The 13,274-nt window shown below is 58.6% G+C and carries 23 protein-coding genes; 17 read left to right on the top strand and 6 right to left on the bottom strand.

Features of this window, described 5'->3' with window-relative positions; translation table 11 throughout:
• Positions 1-24: 24 nt before the first annotated feature.
• From flgD to LW136_RS07965, 5 genes are all read right to left on the bottom strand, one after another.
• Positions 25-708 carry a flagellar hook assembly protein FlgD gene (gene flgD / locus LW136_RS07985; protein WP_014819772.1) on the bottom strand — a complete coding sequence of 228 codons (684 nt, stop codon included), beginning with the start codon at positions 706-708 and terminating at the stop codon, positions 25-27.
• A 19-nt stretch (positions 709-727) separates the two neighbouring features.
• On the bottom strand, positions 728-1,171 hold the full coding sequence (gene flgC, locus LW136_RS07980; protein ID WP_014819771.1) for a flagellar basal body rod protein FlgC: 444 nt from the start codon (positions 1,169-1,171) through the stop codon (positions 728-730).
• Positions 1,172-1,182: 11 nt separating this feature from the next.
• The gene (gene flgB, locus LW136_RS07975) at positions 1,183-1,587 is read right to left on the bottom strand and encodes a flagellar basal body rod protein FlgB (RefSeq protein ID WP_234174915.1); all 405 of its coding nucleotides are present in this window, start codon (positions 1,585-1,587) and stop codon (positions 1,183-1,185) included.
• A 197-nt stretch (positions 1,588-1,784) separates the two neighbouring features.
• Entirely contained in the window at positions 1,785-2,612 is an 828-nt protein-coding gene (cheR, locus tag LW136_RS07970; protein ID WP_234174914.1) for a protein-glutamate O-methyltransferase CheR, read from the bottom strand.
• 34 nt (positions 2,613-2,646) lie between these two features.
• A complete protein-coding gene (locus tag LW136_RS07965) occupies positions 2,647-3,579 on the bottom strand; it encodes a chemotaxis protein CheV (RefSeq protein ID WP_234174913.1) in 933 nt (310 codons plus the stop codon).
• A gap of 82 nt (positions 3,580-3,661) precedes the next feature.
• Between LW136_RS07965 and flgA the strand changes: the two genes are divergently transcribed.
• From flgA to LW136_RS07940, 5 genes are all read left to right on the top strand, one after another.
• Entirely contained in the window at positions 3,662-4,399 is a 738-nt protein-coding gene (flgA, locus tag LW136_RS07960; RefSeq protein ID WP_234175240.1) for a flagellar basal body P-ring formation chaperone FlgA, read from the top strand.
• Between the two features lie 111 nt (positions 4,400-4,510).
• Positions 4,511-4,840, top strand: coding sequence for a flagellar biosynthesis anti-sigma factor FlgM (gene flgM, locus LW136_RS07955; protein WP_014819766.1), 330 nt, complete (start codon positions 4,511-4,513; stop codon positions 4,838-4,840).
• A gap of 42 nt (positions 4,841-4,882) precedes the next feature.
• Positions 4,883-5,353, top strand: coding sequence for a flagella synthesis protein FlgN (locus tag LW136_RS07950; protein ID WP_041013469.1), 471 nt, complete (start codon positions 4,883-4,885; stop codon positions 5,351-5,353).
• Positions 5,354-5,416: 63 nt separating this feature from the next.
• Positions 5,417-6,163 carry a flagellar brake protein gene (locus LW136_RS07945; protein WP_045665657.1) on the top strand — a complete coding sequence of 249 codons (747 nt, stop codon included), beginning with the start codon at positions 5,417-5,419 and terminating at the stop codon, positions 6,161-6,163.
• Between the two features lie 291 nt (positions 6,164-6,454).
• Positions 6,455-7,666, top strand: coding sequence for a site-specific integrase (locus tag LW136_RS07940; RefSeq protein ID WP_234174912.1), 1,212 nt, complete (start codon positions 6,455-6,457; stop codon positions 7,664-7,666).
• Here LW136_RS07940 and LW136_RS07935 read toward each other — a convergent pair.
• Positions 7,663-8,229: a hypothetical protein gene (locus tag LW136_RS07935; RefSeq protein WP_234174911.1), complete on the bottom strand. Its 567-nt coding sequence runs from the start codon at positions 8,227-8,229 to the stop codon at positions 7,663-7,665. The genes LW136_RS07940 and LW136_RS07935 overlap by 4 nt on opposite strands.
• A gap of 145 nt (positions 8,230-8,374) precedes the next feature.
• Between LW136_RS07935 and LW136_RS07930 the strand changes: the two genes are divergently transcribed.
• The 12 genes from LW136_RS07930 (at position 8,375) to LW136_RS07875 (ending at position 13,194) form a co-directional block, all read left to right on the top strand.
• Entirely contained in the window at positions 8,375-8,575 is a 201-nt protein-coding gene (locus LW136_RS07930; RefSeq protein WP_234174910.1) for a helix-turn-helix domain-containing protein, read from the top strand.
• Positions 8,572-8,727, top strand: a complete 156-nt coding sequence (locus LW136_RS07925; protein WP_185745743.1) for a hypothetical protein — start codon at positions 8,572-8,574, stop codon at positions 8,725-8,727. Before LW136_RS07930 ends, LW136_RS07925 begins: the two co-directional genes overlap by 4 nt.
• On the top strand, positions 8,724-8,963 hold the full coding sequence (locus LW136_RS07920; protein WP_234174909.1) for a hypothetical protein: 240 nt from the start codon (positions 8,724-8,726) through the stop codon (positions 8,961-8,963). Before LW136_RS07925 ends, LW136_RS07920 begins: the two co-directional genes overlap by 4 nt.
• Entirely contained in the window at positions 8,960-9,205 is a 246-nt protein-coding gene (locus tag LW136_RS07915; protein ID WP_045632001.1) for a hypothetical protein, read from the top strand. The genes LW136_RS07920 and LW136_RS07915 overlap by 4 nt, the downstream gene beginning before the upstream one ends.
• An 86-nt stretch (positions 9,206-9,291) precedes the next feature.
• Positions 9,292-9,531, top strand: coding sequence for a helix-turn-helix domain-containing protein (locus LW136_RS07910; RefSeq protein WP_082643975.1), 240 nt, complete (start codon positions 9,292-9,294; stop codon positions 9,529-9,531).
• Positions 9,532-9,585: 54 nt separating this feature from the next.
• Entirely contained in the window at positions 9,586-10,041 is a 456-nt protein-coding gene (locus tag LW136_RS07905) for a hypothetical protein (RefSeq protein ID WP_234174908.1), read from the top strand.
• A gap of 174 nt (positions 10,042-10,215) precedes the next feature.
• Positions 10,216-10,425, top strand: coding sequence for a hypothetical protein (locus LW136_RS07900; RefSeq protein ID WP_234174907.1), 210 nt, complete (start codon positions 10,216-10,218; stop codon positions 10,423-10,425).
• Positions 10,422-10,634, top strand: a complete 213-nt coding sequence (locus LW136_RS07895) for a hypothetical protein (protein WP_234174906.1) — start codon at positions 10,422-10,424, stop codon at positions 10,632-10,634. The genes LW136_RS07900 and LW136_RS07895 overlap by 4 nt, the downstream gene beginning before the upstream one ends.
• 509 nt (positions 10,635-11,143) lie before the next feature.
• Entirely contained in the window at positions 11,144-11,479 is a 336-nt protein-coding gene (locus LW136_RS07890; RefSeq protein ID WP_125898272.1) for a hypothetical protein, read from the top strand.
• Complete coding sequence (locus tag LW136_RS07885; protein ID WP_234174905.1) at positions 11,476-11,649, top strand: hypothetical protein; 174 nt, start codon at positions 11,476-11,478, stop codon at positions 11,647-11,649. The genes LW136_RS07890 and LW136_RS07885 overlap by 4 nt, the downstream gene beginning before the upstream one ends.
• Before the next feature lie 169 nt (positions 11,650-11,818).
• Positions 11,819-12,895 (top strand): phage major capsid protein, encoded by a 1,077-nt coding sequence (locus tag LW136_RS07880; protein WP_234174904.1) that lies wholly within the window; start codon positions 11,819-11,821, stop codon positions 12,893-12,895.
• A 158-nt stretch (positions 12,896-13,053) separates the two neighbouring features.
• Positions 13,054-13,194, top strand: a complete 141-nt coding sequence (locus tag LW136_RS07875) for a hypothetical protein (RefSeq protein ID WP_234174903.1) — start codon at positions 13,054-13,056, stop codon at positions 13,192-13,194.
• Positions 13,195-13,274: the final 80 nt, after the last annotated feature.

Genomic DNA, 13,274 nt, shown 5'->3' with positions numbered 1-13,274 from the left:
GCTCCTTTGCCGAAGTGCCGGCGGTTATTGTCCGATGACCTGGACTTGAGAAAGCCCGATGCTGCCAACACCGGCAAGGTTGAGCATCAGCTCCCCGCCGTTCTGCCCGAGGGTCACGCTGTCGACGTTAGCCGGCAGCAAGGTATACAACCCCTTGGTTTCACCCTGGTAGGTAGCCTGCGCCTCGAATCGATAGGTCCCGGGCGGCAAGACCTTGCCGCTGGAATCCTTGCCATCCCACATGAAGGAAATGTTCCCGGCTTCTTGCGCGCCCATGTTCACTCGACCAACCGAGGCTCCGGTGCTGTCGTACACATTCACGAACACGTTGCTGCTCGACGTCGGCAGCACCAGGCTGGCCTTGAAGGTTTCACTGGTATCGACCACGGCCTTGTCGGCCGGCACGATCACCTTGCGCCCGACCAGGGACGAGGCCTGGAGCGCCTGCGAAGACTGATAGCCGGAAAGGATGGTTTCCATACTGGAATTCAGTTTCTCGACACCCTCGACGGTGCTGAACTGCGCCAGCTGACCGATGAACTCGCCGTTTTCCTGGGGTTCCAGTGGATTCTGGTTGTTCATCTGGGCAACCAGCAGTTCAAGGAACTCGTTCTTGCCAAGGTCGTTCCCCTTGACCTCGCGATCCTCTCCGAACTGGTACTGCTCGAGTATCGAACTGGTACCGCCAACGCCGCTTGTAGTGCTCATGAATGCGCTCTCGTAACGATCACTGACCCAGCGTCAGCACTTTCTGCAACATGGTCTTGGCCGTATTCATCAGCTCGGCGTTGGTCTGAAACGCGCGACTGGCTGAAATCATGTCGGCCATCTCTTCCACCACATTGACGTTCGGGTAATACACGTAGCCAGCCTCATCAGCGGCCGGATGATTGGGTTCGTAGCGCGCCTGCAGCTCGCCCTGATCCTCGACCACACCCAACACCTGAACACCTACGCCCGCCTGATCCTGCTCCGCAAAAAGCGACTGGTCGGGCTGGCCGCCGGCCTGCTGAAACACGGTCGCAAACACGGGATGCCGAGCGCGGTAAGTCTGATCGACGCTGGATGAAACGGTTTCGGCGTTCGCGATGTTGCTGGATATAGTGTTCAGACGGGTGCTCTGGGCACTCATGCCACTACCGGCAATATTGAAGACGCTGCTTAGAGACATGGGAAACTCCTTTACTCGCCGCGCAGGGCACTGATCAGCCCTTTGAACTTACTATTGAGCAGAGTGAAGCTCGCCTGAAAGTCAACGGCGTTCTTCGCGTAGTTGGATTGCTCGATCTGCAGATCGACAGTGTTCTGATCAAGCGAGGGATGCGCTGGAGTGCGGAAGCGCAAGGAGGCATCGGCAATCTCCAACCCCTCGGCGGCAATATGCTTGTCACTGGTCCGCGTTACCCCGAACCCACCCTGGCTGCGAGCGGACTGCTCGGCAAGCACGCTGCTGAAGTCCAGATCGCGGGCCTTGTAGTTGGGCGTGTCGGCGTTGGCGATATTGTTCGCCAGCACTTCGGCGCGCTGCGAGCGAAAACCGAGTGCCTTCTCGTGTAAACCCAGTGCCTTATCGAAATTGATGCTCATGATCTGGCCCTCTGCCGGATACAAGTCTGCTTACGCAAACACCAGCAAAGCTCATGCCACTGAAGGCAAATCATTGATTTTATTAGACTAACCAGAGAAATCTCGGTTAGAGGGCGTCAAAAGCGGCAAGGCTTTACCGCTTTTTTGCCGCACCCGCCATGTTGCATGACGGTTTTCTGCCGCCGGCGTCATGCCGGCTATTTCGCCTTGTAGATGATTCCCGGACTGCACTGGACCATCTGATACAGCTCAGGCAGGCCGTTGAGCGCTTCGGAGGCGCCAAGAAACAGATAGCCGCCTGGGCGTAACGTCGCATGAATGCGCTTGAGAATGTCCTTCTTCACATCGGCGGAAAAGTAGATCAGCACGTTACGGCAGAACACGATGTCGAACTTGCCCAGCGCGGCATAGCTGTCGAGCAGATTCTGCACCCTGAACTCGACCCGCGAACGGATCACGGGCTTTACCGCCCACCGCCCTGGTGCCTTGACATCGAAGTAGCGCTGCAGGCGGTCACTGGACAGGCCGCGAGCAATTGCCAGACTGTCGTATTCTGCCGCCTTGCACGCCGCAAGCATCGCGCCGGACAGCTCGGTAGCCACGATCTGCACCCCGGTTTTCGCCTGACTGGGATTGCTGCGCTCGTACTCATCGATGGACATCGACAGAGAGTACGGCTCCTGCCCGGACGAGCATGCCGCCGACCAGATCCGCAGACGCTGCCCCGCACCAGTCTTGAGCATCTCTGGCAGCACACGACTCTTGAGCACTTCGAACGGGTAGGTGTCACGAAACCAGAGCGTTTCGTTGGTCGTCATAGCATCGACGACTAATTCCCGAAGCCCGCTACGTGGCTGTGCCTGAATCTTCCGGACCAGATCGCCCAGCGTCTTGATGCCTTGTTGTTCCATCAGCTTGTTCAGCCGACTGGACACCAGATACTGCTTGTTACTGCCCAGCAGAATGCCGCACGTCTTTTCAAGAAACACCCGGAACTGCTCAAAATCCAGATCGACTGACACCAATCAAAGCCTCACCATCATGAGAGAGGAACTAGCCTCAGTTTGCATCCGCCTGCCTGATCCGCTCAGCCACTCGGGCAGCGAGATCATCAGGCTGGAACTTGGCGAGGAAGTCATCCGCCCCCGCCCGTTTCACCATGTTCTGGTTGAACACGCCGGAAAGGGAAGTATGCAGGAGTATATGCATACCTTGCATGCGCGGATCGTGCCGCACCTCGGTAGTCAGGGTATAGCCATCCATTTCCGGCATTTCAATATCGGAAATCATCATCAGAAACTCTTCAGCCGGCTTCTTGCCCTCGTCAGCCATTCGCTTCAGATAATTGAGGGCCTCCCGTCCATCATTCAGCTTGACGACCTCGATACCGATATTTTCCAGGCAACGAGCAATCTGCTTACGCGCCACAGACGAGTCGTCGACGATGAGCACGCGACACGAAAGCGCCCTGGCACGGGTATCGTCATCGACCACATCAGCTGACACCTCTTCGGAGGTCGGCGCAACTTCTGCCAGCACCTTTTCCACATCGATGATCTCTACCAGCCTGTTGTCGATGTGAGTTACGGCCGTCAGGTAATGATCGCGTCCTGCACCCTTTGGCGGAGGCAGGATCGCTTCCCAGTTCAGATTGACGATCCTTTCAACCGAGCTCACCAGGAAACCCAGCGTTCTGTTGTTGTACTCGGTGATGACAGCGAAAGAATTCTGCAAATCCATCAGCGCCGACTTGCCCGTGGCGAGCGACAGATCGAGGATAGGCAGGGTGCTGCCGCGAATGCTTGCAACGCCCCGTACCACCCGGCCGCATTTGGGCATCACGGTCAGGCGCGGGCACTGCAACACTTCGCGCACCTTGAACACGTTGATGCCATATAGCTGCTCGCCTTCGAGACGAAAAAGCAGCAGCTCCAAACGGTTTTGCCCCACCAACTGGGTACGCTGGTTAACCGAATCCAATACACCGGCCATGCCAGTCTTCCTCTCTGCTTGCAGATTATTGGGGCCGAGGACGCGGCACGCCCCTTGCTTTGGTTGGGATATGAACGTCCAAATGACCATTTTCCGGCGCGGCCGGCTACCGTACAGAAATGTGCTGCTATCAATGCTGTGCGTGTTTTCTCAGTTCACCCACGCGTCAACCTTGTCACATCCTCAGCAGCTTATCGACGTGACCGAGCAGTTTCTTGAGCAGACAGTAAGCGAGTATTTAAGCCGCAGCGCTATCGATGCACGCTACGAGGTCGAAGTAGCCAGGCTGGACCCTCGTTTGCGCTTGAATCAATGCGATCAAACTCTCACGACCAGCCTTGGCAGCACCGCTATCCCTGTAGGACGTGTGAGCGTACGGGTAAGTTGCGAAGGCAGCAGCCCATGGTCGGTATTCATCCCTAGCCACGTCCGCCTTTATCGTCAGGTCCTTGTCGCCAGCAAATCACTTCTGCGCGGCACAGTATTGACCGATGCCGACGTGAGGCTAGCCGAACGGGACGTGTCCATCCTTACTCAGGGATACCTGACAAGACACGACGAGGCGCTGGGTAACAAGCTGACACGGCCGGCTCAGCCAGATCAGGTCATCACGCCTAATCAGCTGGAAATGGCGAAGGTAGTACGCAAAGGTGATCAGGTGGTCATCACGGCCAGGTCGGGCTCGATAAGCGTACGCATGCCCGGCGAGGCGATGGCCGATGGCGTTACGGGCAAACAGATCCCGGTCAAGAACCAACGTTCCGGTCGCACGATCAAGGCCCGAGTGACTGGCCCAGGCCAGGTTGAAGTGGCAATGTAGCATGTCCGCATGCCGCAGTTTTCCAGTGTGTTCGCTGGAAAAAAAGGCTAAAGTTTCCTCCATTGTTGCCGAACACATGGCAAGCGTCCTGATTCCTTCGAGGTTTGCATCATGGTCATCGACTTCAATCGGCCCAACAGTCCACTGAACGCCCCTAACGGGCGCAGCGGCGTACAAGGCAACGAGCGTACTGCCGGCACCCAGCAAGGGCCTGCTAGCGAAGCGCCTAAAACCGACAGCGTCAACTCCAACACTAGCGACACCGTTCAACTGAGCCCTGAAGCCCAGCGCCTGCAGCACGCGGCTGACAAATTGAACGAGCAGCCCGCAGTGGACCAGGAGCGCGTTGAGAAGCTGAAACAGGCGATCGCTGATGGCTCCTACCAGGTTGATAGCCAACGCGTCGCATCCAAGCTGCTCGCGTTCGAGACCCAGCGCTGAACCTGAGCCGACACATACACGCGAGCAAGCCCAGAGCACGAAATGCAAGATACAGCCCTGCTTGAGCAGCTAACCGATGATATCGGCATCGCACGCCAGCTCCTTGAACTCATCGATCAAGAATTCACCGCACTGGGTGAACGCAATCTGGCGGAGCTAGAGGCGATATTAGCGAAGAAGCAGCCGTTACTGGCACTGCTTGGACAGCATGGCACTCAGCGTAGCCAGTGGCTTGCGGGATTACAGCTGACGCCTGATCGCGCCGGACTTGAAGCGGCCGCAAATAGATCGAAGGACGGTGCGCTTATCCTTGAGCGAGCGCTATCGCTGGAGACAGAGCTTGAGCGCTGCCGTAGCGCCAATGAAAGAAATGGCCGTCTCATCCGAGCCAATCAAAGCGCCCTCGGCGGAATGCTGCACATTCTCCAAGGCAAGGACGATACACCCGGCCTGTATGACAATCGTGGCGGTTCCGCCAAGAACAAGCCGCAACGGCCTCTGAGCCAAGCCTGAACGATAGACCGCCACAAGGACGCAACGCGATGGTCACAACAATGCGCCGGAGAGCATCGGCCCGTGTCTAGCTTATTCCTCGGCGATGAAGGCCCGCAGCCTCCCAAGGTACTGACGGCGCCACTCGAGATTTACGCCAATCTGCGTCCCCTTCTCGACAACAACACCCCCCTCACGCTTCGCTTCCATGAGCGCAACCAGCGCTACCAGAGTTTTCTGGTTGAAATGAACCGTGAAACCGGCTGGATAGCGCTCGACGAATTGATCCCCAATGACGGCGAGAGACTGCTATTGCAAGGCGAGCCGATTCATATCGAAGGATTCTACGAAGGCGCACGACTCTCCTGGACGAGCGACCAACAGGTTCATACCGGCGAAATTGATGGCGCTCGCTGCTATTGGATCCCAACCCCGACAACGCTCACTTACCATCAGCGCCGCAATGCTTATCGCGCACAGCTGAAAGAGATCGCCGTCGCTGCGCAGCTCGGCGGCTCAACAGTAAGAAAAGCCCTGGAAGGCAGGCTGCTCGATATATCGGCTACTGGCTGCAAGCTGAGCGTAAAGGGCGACCAACAGGCCATTCTTCAAACGGGACAGGTCTACGAGATGATCGCGAAGCTGCCAATTGGCGCGATCCAGACGGAAGTCGAGCTTCGTCACGTGGCCATTGATGAAAAGTCTGGAACTTCGATCTGCGGGCTGCGCTTTCATCGCCTCAGCGGACTGACGCAACGGCAGATTGAAAAGCTCGTGTACCAGCTTCAACGCGACGCACGCCGCGACAATTCCGCCTCACCGTTCGGCTAACGCGCCGCGCAGCGCAGCGCGCCTTGCCAGACCACCGCTCAGCTCAAGGCTTGTCGCGAAAAAGCGGCACAGCCGAGTCAAAAGCCTTGCTATCTGAACGTGATCGCTGTGCGAAATCTTATGGCGTCCCAGGCGAGGTTCGAACTCACAACCTTCCCCTTAGGAGGGGCAAACAAGCCCCTTACAAATCAAGCACTTACCTTGCAAATCAAGCACTTAGCGTCCAGTTGCATCCGGTAAATCAGCCCCGTATAGTCACTTTTGCACCCACACTGCACCCACGGGGACAACGTGCGAGAGAAGCTGACGGCGCGCCGACTGAACAGCCTGGAAGTCACCGGCAAGGAATACGAAGTCCACGACACCACCGTGCCCGGCCTGTTCGTGCGCGTGACGGCGGCCGGGGCGAAGTCCTACGTTGTGACCTGGGCGCGTGGTCGCAAAAAGGCGCTCGGCCGTGTCGGCATCCTGACGCTGGAGCAGGCCCGCGAGGAGGCGCTGCAATACCTCAACGAGGCCCGCAAGCACGGCGAGCCGCTGGCCGTCACACAAGGCCGCCGCGGTGCCACAACCCCTACCCTGCGCAGCTTCATCGATGACCACTATATGCCGTGGTTCAAGGCCCACCACAAAGGCCACGAGAAGACTCTGCACACGCTCGACACTAGCTTCGAGCCAATCATGCACCGTCGCCTCGATGAGATCACCGGCCGCGATCTGGAGCAGATCCGCACCGCCTGGCTCAACGGCGGCAACAAGCCGTCCACCGCCAACCGCAAGATGGGCAGCATCAGCGGAGTATTCAGCCGCGCCGTGGAATGGGCCTACCTGCCCGCGTCGCCCCTGGAGAAGGTCAAGCAACTGAAGGTCGATTCGATCGGCCGCATCCGCTACCTTTCGAAAGACGAAGCCAAAGCCCTCAGGGACGCGCTAGACGCACGCGAGGAGCGAATCAGGGCAGAGCGTGACAGCGCAAACGAATGGCGCGCAAAACGCGGCAGAGGGGCTTTGCCAGACCTTCGCACCCTCCCCTTCGCCGATCACCTGAAGCCGATGGTTCTGCTATCGCTCAATACCGGAATGAGGCGCGGCGAGCTGTTCAATTTGCGCTGGCATCACGCCAACCTGCAAGCCAAAACCCTGACGGTAGCCGGTGAAGGCGCGAAGACCAGCGAGACACGGCATATCCCGCTCAACGCCGAAGCGCTGGCCACGCTGCAGGGATGGTACGACCAGGCGAGCGGCACCGGTTACATCTTCCCCGGCGAGAAGGACAAGCCCATGACAGACGTGAAAACCGCCTGGCTGGAGCTGCTGAAGAACGCCGGCATCGTCGGCTTCCGCTGGCACGATATGCGCCACGACTTCGCGTCGCGGCTGGTGATGGCTGGCGCACCGCTCAACACGGTGCGCGATCTGCTGGGGCACGCTGATATCAAGATGACGCTGCGCTACGCCCACCTTGCACCAGACAGCAAGGCGGCTGCAGTGGATCTTCTCTAGAGCACCTCGAAAATTTCGTCGAGCTCACCGCTTTTGCGAAGCATATCGACATAGTCGGGGAAGCTGAGATTGAGCGAATTGTTCGCCAGGAAGCGCGCGTAGTCATTCAACAAAGGCCAGTAAATGCTGACCAGCGAAAGGCTGAGCTTAGGAATTGCCGGGCTTTCAACAACCAGCTCACGGGCCTTCTTGTCGAACAGATCGTCGTCACCCGCGAAGATGTCGAGATTCTTGAATACTGTTCCGGTAACGACCTGGTCTCGGTCATTGAGCGCTGCAGGCTCAATCAAATGCAGCCTTAGCTTGAAAAGCTCCTGATCCTCCGTCCAAAGGGCTCGCATAAGCTCGCCCAGCAAAATCCGCGGCTCGCCTTGTTTTGTGAGCTTGTCTTGCCGGATGAAAGCCGGCGGCGCGATCGACTTTCGGTCGAAAGCGTGCTCAAGCAAACCCTCAATAGTGTCCGGAAGGCTCTTCTGCTCGATCGCAGCGAGCACGTCCAAGCATGACTTGGCGTAGCCCGACACCCTGACCGATAGCACTGTCTTCTTTGATCTGTTAGCCATCACCGTCTCCTTAATGGCGCCACAGTAAGCGACGCTAACGAAAGTATCAACTTGTGCTTGCGATTGCTGTTACTTACATCTAGGATGCACACATCTGGTCGACAATCCCGCTATCCAAACACAACCGGTCAGATGGAGAAGAACCATGTCCCAACTCGCAACGCTGCAACCCCTCGCCGTCGGTCCTGAAGAGGCCGCCCGCGCATCCGGCACCACCCGATCCGCTATCTATGAAGCCATCGCCCGAGGCGAACTTGTGTCGTTCAAGGCAGGCAAGCGTCGCCTGATCCTTGTTGAGGAACTGCGCGCCTGGCTGAACCGTATGGCGAAGGACAACGCACGATGAACGCCCATTTTGAGGCCCTGGAACGGGCCTTCCATCTAATCGACCGCAGCGGCAAAGTCATTGGGTGGCTGGCACTGCCAACCAATACCCGACTGATTGACTTGGAACACCTGCGCCACCTTGGCGCCTCTCGACTGGAGCTAGCGAAATGAACACTGCAACAACTGAGAAAGTGGATGCGATCGACGCTTACGACTTGGCCACCCTGGCGCGCGAGCACGGCAAATGGCTTGGCTCGATAGCACGAGCGATCCAGCTCAACTGCAAGCACAAGAATGGCGCTGATGCGCTGGACCTCGCCAACCTGGCGCAGTACCTCGCCGACGATCTGAGCAACCACATGGATTGCGAAGCGGAGCGCATCAAGCGTGTGGAGGGGCTGCAATGAGCCGCATCACTGATCGCGAGGCGTTCGAGATGATCCAGCGCAACACCGCGGTGCTGACGAACGCCGGCAAAGGGTTGGAAGGTATCGGCCGGCTATTGGGTGCCGACGAATCGGAGCATCACCTAAGCGACGACGACCGGAGCAGCCTTGCGTATGCGGTGGCCGCCCTGGGCTCGATGATCTACGCGGCCGCCAACGAAGCATGGGGCTACGCCGCCCCGGACAGGGACGAATGGACATGAGAAAGGAAGCAGAGAGGAAACCCGAAGCGGTGCTGCAACACCGCCAGGGGCAAACACATTGGATAGCACCAAGTGAGGACTGAACTATGCCATCACACTCCGCAACCGAGCAAGACCGGCGCCTTCTGGAAGCACTGAGAATTCATCCAGTGACAACCATCGAGGCAGCCAACGACCTGGATATCGTCCACCCGCCGTCAACGGTCCGCCGTCTGCGTCGTCGTGGCTTTGATATCCGCACACAATGGGCCTATCAGGCCACCGAAGCAGGACGGCCACCGCACCGCGTGGGGCAATACGTCCTGATGCAAGAAGCCGCGGCCTAGCGGCCATAACGCTGGCGGGGCGCCCTGCCCTGCCAGCCATTGCGCGAGTTCGATATGGCAGGCAAATCAAAGCCCAAATCGGGGCCACCTTTCTTCCGGCTGGAGCGGCGCCTCGTTCAATCGCCCGGGCATCGAGCATTGAGCTTCGTTGCCCGCGTGGTGCTGCAAGAGCTGATGTCTCAGTACAACGGGGGCAACAACGGCGATCTGTCAGCCACGCGCACGATGGCTAGGGAATGGGGGATCGGCTCACCGTCGACGCTACAGAAGGCGCTCAGCGATCTCGAGTCGGCAGGCTGGATCACTCAGACTCGTAGCAGTCTGTTCAATAAGCACGGCGCTCGCTGCGCGCTCTACGCACTGTCCTGGCTTCCGGTAAACGAGTGCCCCGGCAAAGACCTTGAGGTAGGCCCGACTAGAGCACCGCTGCGCCCTTTGCCGACACTGCTCAATTCGATTTCTTCCTGTTCAGAAAATGAACACGTAGCGGTTCAGATAGTGAACACGTAGCGAATTCTGTTCGTTCGGGTTTATCCGGTTCGGTTTGGCGTTATCGCCTACGTATCCAGAAACCGAACCGTAATCGCTGTTCTACGTGTTCAGAAAGTGAACACCCTTTTAGATTCTGCCAGGTATCTACTGATATTCAGGGCAGCAAGTGGCTACAAACGAGGAGCGTCACGCATGACCAACATCGTTCATATCGACCCTGACTGCGGAATCGTGGTCGATGACCAAGGCGCGCAGATCGACGCATTCGGCCAGGCGATGCTGCTCGGCATCTTCTCCGACCTCTGCCAGCTTCGTGATGGCGAGATCGCTCCAAACGGGGCCATTGCCCTGGACGGGATCGCGAAGCGCCTTGGCAAGCTGCTGGAGCGCTACGAACCATGAAGCCGGGAGAGCGCTCACTGTTCGCCAAGATCGCGCCAATGGTCACCCACTGTGACGGAGCGGTCGCCGCGTTGGAGATGTACCAGGCCGATGCCGACCGGGGCGAGCTGGATACCCAGATGCTGTCGGGGTTCCTGCAGGGCCTGTTCGCTGCCGGCGTGCTCAGCGACGAGGATCTGGCCTCGCTCGATACGCGGCGCATCCACTGACCCACCAGACCCCGCCGCCGTGCGGGGTTTTTAATGCGCTCAGAACTGAGCACGTTTCGTGCACCAAGCGTTCAGCGATCGTTCAACACCTGTTCAACAACCGTTGAAACCCAACCCTAACCGGCTGGGTTATCGCTGGGTTTCCACTGTGTAGGAATCAACACACTGTGTCGTTTTCGACACGCGAGACAGACCAACCTGTCCGACTCGGACCAGATCGGCGGTTTCCCACGATCAAGACCGGGGGTTTCCCGCTATCAAGGCAGAGGGTATTCCCCAGAACTGGGGATATCTCACCGAGACCAAACCGTCTCAGTGAGACCAAAACGGCTCACTCGCCGTACAACGAATGACCGTTCGTCGGGAATTTTCAGGACAAAACGAAACCGAACGAACCCGGACGGCAGAGCGGGATTAGCCATAAATCAGCGCTGGCCAGCACCAAAAAAGCCCCTAATATGTAGCCATTAAGACGTCACGTCGCCATAGTTTACATATAGAGGCCAACCATGAACCAACCCACCCCGCCACGCGGCCGCCAACTTCTTCCGACCCAGCCCGAACAGCGCGCCTACCTGAAGAGCATCCGTGAGGCCGCTGACCGGGGCGACCTTAGCGCGATGGCGTCCGCACTGTTCCTGACCAAGCTTGCCGAGCAGATCGAAGCGACCGAGGAACTTGGCAGCCAGATTCGCCGGCTGACCATTACGGTAGAGGCTGAGGCCTCCCGCCAGCGCTCGCGCCATACCCAAGAAGACATGAACGCCGCCATCGGCAATTTCCGAAGCACGGTTTTCGCAGCCCTGGACCGCGCACAGGCCGCACAGGAGCTCGAAACCAAATGAGCGCCGTCAACAGCCCGTCGAACCAGAAGAAGCGCGAGGAAGCCGCTGAGATGCTGAAGCGCTACCGCGCAACCGCTGAACGCATCCCAGGCGGGTGGCACGTTAAAGGGCCGAAGTCAGACCTTCGCGTCTCCGATCTCGCCTATCTGCTGGAGAGCGATCTGCGATGAACCGAACCATCGAAAACCCTGTGCGTGATGCTCGTGGGTTTTCACACCGCCTGGCAGGACTAGCTCCCCTGATTGGCGGCACTTCCCGTAAGCCGAGTGATTCGGGGCACGGCGAAGCAACGAGCATCCGGCCGCATCAGCGGCACAACAGAATTTCGAGGAACACCAAATGACTGATTATGTTGAGCAGGTAAAAAGCAAACTGGCGGAGATCAACGAGTTCGCCACCAACCGCCTGGAAAAAGTCGACGGCGAAATCAAGACTCTGCGCGAGCAGATGATCGACCTGGCGCAGAAAGGCGGAATTCCGAACGGTTTCGGCGTGAAGGCCAATAACGAGTCGGTCGCAGCTCAGTTCGTGCAATCGCCGCAATTCAAGTCGATGCTGACCGGCGCGCCTACCACTGGCCGCGTGGAAGTGAAGGCAACCATCACCAGCGCAACCCATGACGTGCAGGCAGAACGCGCACCGGGCCTGTTCAACAACCCGCAGCGCGCCCTGTCTCTGCTGTCGGCTCTGCCGAGCCTGGCCGTCAATACTGGCGTGTTCGAGTTCATGCAGCTCAACGGCTACGTCAACGCTGCAGCCGTACAGGTGCTGGAAGGCGACGTAAAGGCAGAGGCATCGCTGCCAACCCAGATCGTGCAGGCCAACATCAGCACCATCGCGCATTGGATCAAGGCATCGAACCAGATCCTGGCCGACGCCCCCGCCCTCTCGATGCAGATCGACAACCTGCTGCGCTACGGCGTGACCGCCAAGCTCGAAAGCGAGCTTATCAACGGCGCAGGCGGTGCCGGCAAGATCCTGGGCCTCGTGCCTCAGGCTACCGCGTTCGTTCCGACTCTGACCGCCAAGGCAGACAAGATCGGCGAAGCGAAGGCCGCAATGGAAGCCGATGGTTGGGTTCCGAGCCTGATCGTGATGAACCCGGCCGACTGGTTCGTGATTGCGTCCGAGCGTGCTACCGATGAGCAGTATGTCCTGGGCAGCCCGCGCGACCCGGCCGGCCCGAGCCTGTGGGGTATCCCGGTCCTGACCACTCCGGCGATCGCTTCCGGTACCACGCTGATTCTCGACCAGTCCCAGGTTGCTGTGCTGAACCGTGAAGGCGTGACCGTGATGGCCAGCCGTGAAGACGGCACCAACTTCACCACGAACCAAACCACCATTCTGGCTGAAGCCCGCTATGGCCTGGCCGTGTTCGCTACCGGTGCAGTCCGCAAGATCGTCGACGCTGCTTAAACGGTGATATCCCGCTGCCGGAGCGGCCCGAAAGGGAAAGTCCGGCCCTGGGTATAGTCGTGAGTCACCAGGTCATGAAAGAACCGCGACAGCCTGCGCGTCAAATCCTTCAGATTCTCGCAAGACGGTGGCAGGCAACTAATTCACTTGAGGCAGCCATGAAAGACCTGATCGATTTCCTCGGTATCTACCGCGCCAGGACGCTGCCCAAGGCACCCAAGCAGGACGGCAAGGCGTACCACTACGCGCCGTCAACGAAGGCCGCCAGCGAGCTTAAGAGATGGCCTGCCAGGTGGTAGGGGGTAGTCAGATCCTCAAACCCTCGGCCGCTCAAGACCGCGCCCGAAGTCTTCTTTTACATCTTCGTCTAAATATCGAG

The sequence above is a fragment of the Stutzerimonas kunmingensis genome (assembly GCF_021432085.1).
GTDB lineage: Bacteria > Pseudomonadota > Gammaproteobacteria > Pseudomonadales > Pseudomonadaceae > Stutzerimonas.
Note: the sequence above shows the minus strand (reverse complement) of the source record. Positions and strands in the feature narration are given on the sequence as shown.

Coding starts and splice junctions, on each gene's coding strand:
- flgD (WP_014819772.1), bottom strand. CDS start 708: ATGAGCACTACAAGCGGCGTTGGCGGTACCAGTTCGATACTCGAGCAG.
- flgC (WP_014819771.1), bottom strand. CDS start 1,171: ATGTCTCTAAGCAGCGTCTTCAATATTGCCGGTAGTGGCATGAGTGCC.
- flgB (WP_234174915.1), bottom strand. CDS start 1,587: ATGAGCATCAATTTCGATAAGGCACTGGGTTTACACGAGAAGGCACTC.
- LW136_RS07965 (WP_234174913.1), bottom strand. CDS start 3,579: ATGGCCGGTGTATTGGATTCGGTTAACCAGCGTACCCAGTTGGTGGGG.
- flgA (WP_234175240.1), top strand. CDS start 3,662: ATGACCATTTTCCGGCGCGGCCGGCTACCGTACAGAAATGTGCTGCTA.
- flgM (WP_014819766.1), top strand. CDS start 4,511: ATGGTCATCGACTTCAATCGGCCCAACAGTCCACTGAACGCCCCTAAC.
- LW136_RS07950 (WP_041013469.1), top strand. CDS start 4,883: ATGCAAGATACAGCCCTGCTTGAGCAGCTAACCGATGATATCGGCATC.
- LW136_RS07935 (WP_234174911.1), bottom strand. CDS start 8,229: ATGGCTAACAGATCAAAGAAGACAGTGCTATCGGTCAGGGTGTCGGGC.
- LW136_RS07930 (WP_234174910.1), top strand. CDS start 8,375: ATGTCCCAACTCGCAACGCTGCAACCCCTCGCCGTCGGTCCTGAAGAG.
- LW136_RS07925 (WP_185745743.1), top strand. CDS start 8,572: ATGAACGCCCATTTTGAGGCCCTGGAACGGGCCTTCCATCTAATCGAC.
- LW136_RS07920 (WP_234174909.1), top strand. CDS start 8,724: ATGAACACTGCAACAACTGAGAAAGTGGATGCGATCGACGCTTACGAC.
- LW136_RS07915 (WP_045632001.1), top strand. CDS start 8,960: ATGAGCCGCATCACTGATCGCGAGGCGTTCGAGATGATCCAGCGCAAC.
- LW136_RS07910 (WP_082643975.1), top strand. CDS start 9,292: ATGCCATCACACTCCGCAACCGAGCAAGACCGGCGCCTTCTGGAAGCA.
- LW136_RS07905 (WP_234174908.1), top strand. CDS start 9,586: ATGGCAGGCAAATCAAAGCCCAAATCGGGGCCACCTTTCTTCCGGCTG.
- LW136_RS07900 (WP_234174907.1), top strand. CDS start 10,216: ATGACCAACATCGTTCATATCGACCCTGACTGCGGAATCGTGGTCGAT.
- LW136_RS07895 (WP_234174906.1), top strand. CDS start 10,422: ATGAAGCCGGGAGAGCGCTCACTGTTCGCCAAGATCGCGCCAATGGTC.
- LW136_RS07890 (WP_125898272.1), top strand. CDS start 11,144: ATGAACCAACCCACCCCGCCACGCGGCCGCCAACTTCTTCCGACCCAG.
- LW136_RS07885 (WP_234174905.1), top strand. CDS start 11,476: ATGAGCGCCGTCAACAGCCCGTCGAACCAGAAGAAGCGCGAGGAAGCC.
- LW136_RS07880 (WP_234174904.1), top strand. CDS start 11,819: ATGACTGATTATGTTGAGCAGGTAAAAAGCAAACTGGCGGAGATCAAC.
- LW136_RS07875 (WP_234174903.1), top strand. CDS start 13,054: ATGAAAGACCTGATCGATTTCCTCGGTATCTACCGCGCCAGGACGCTG.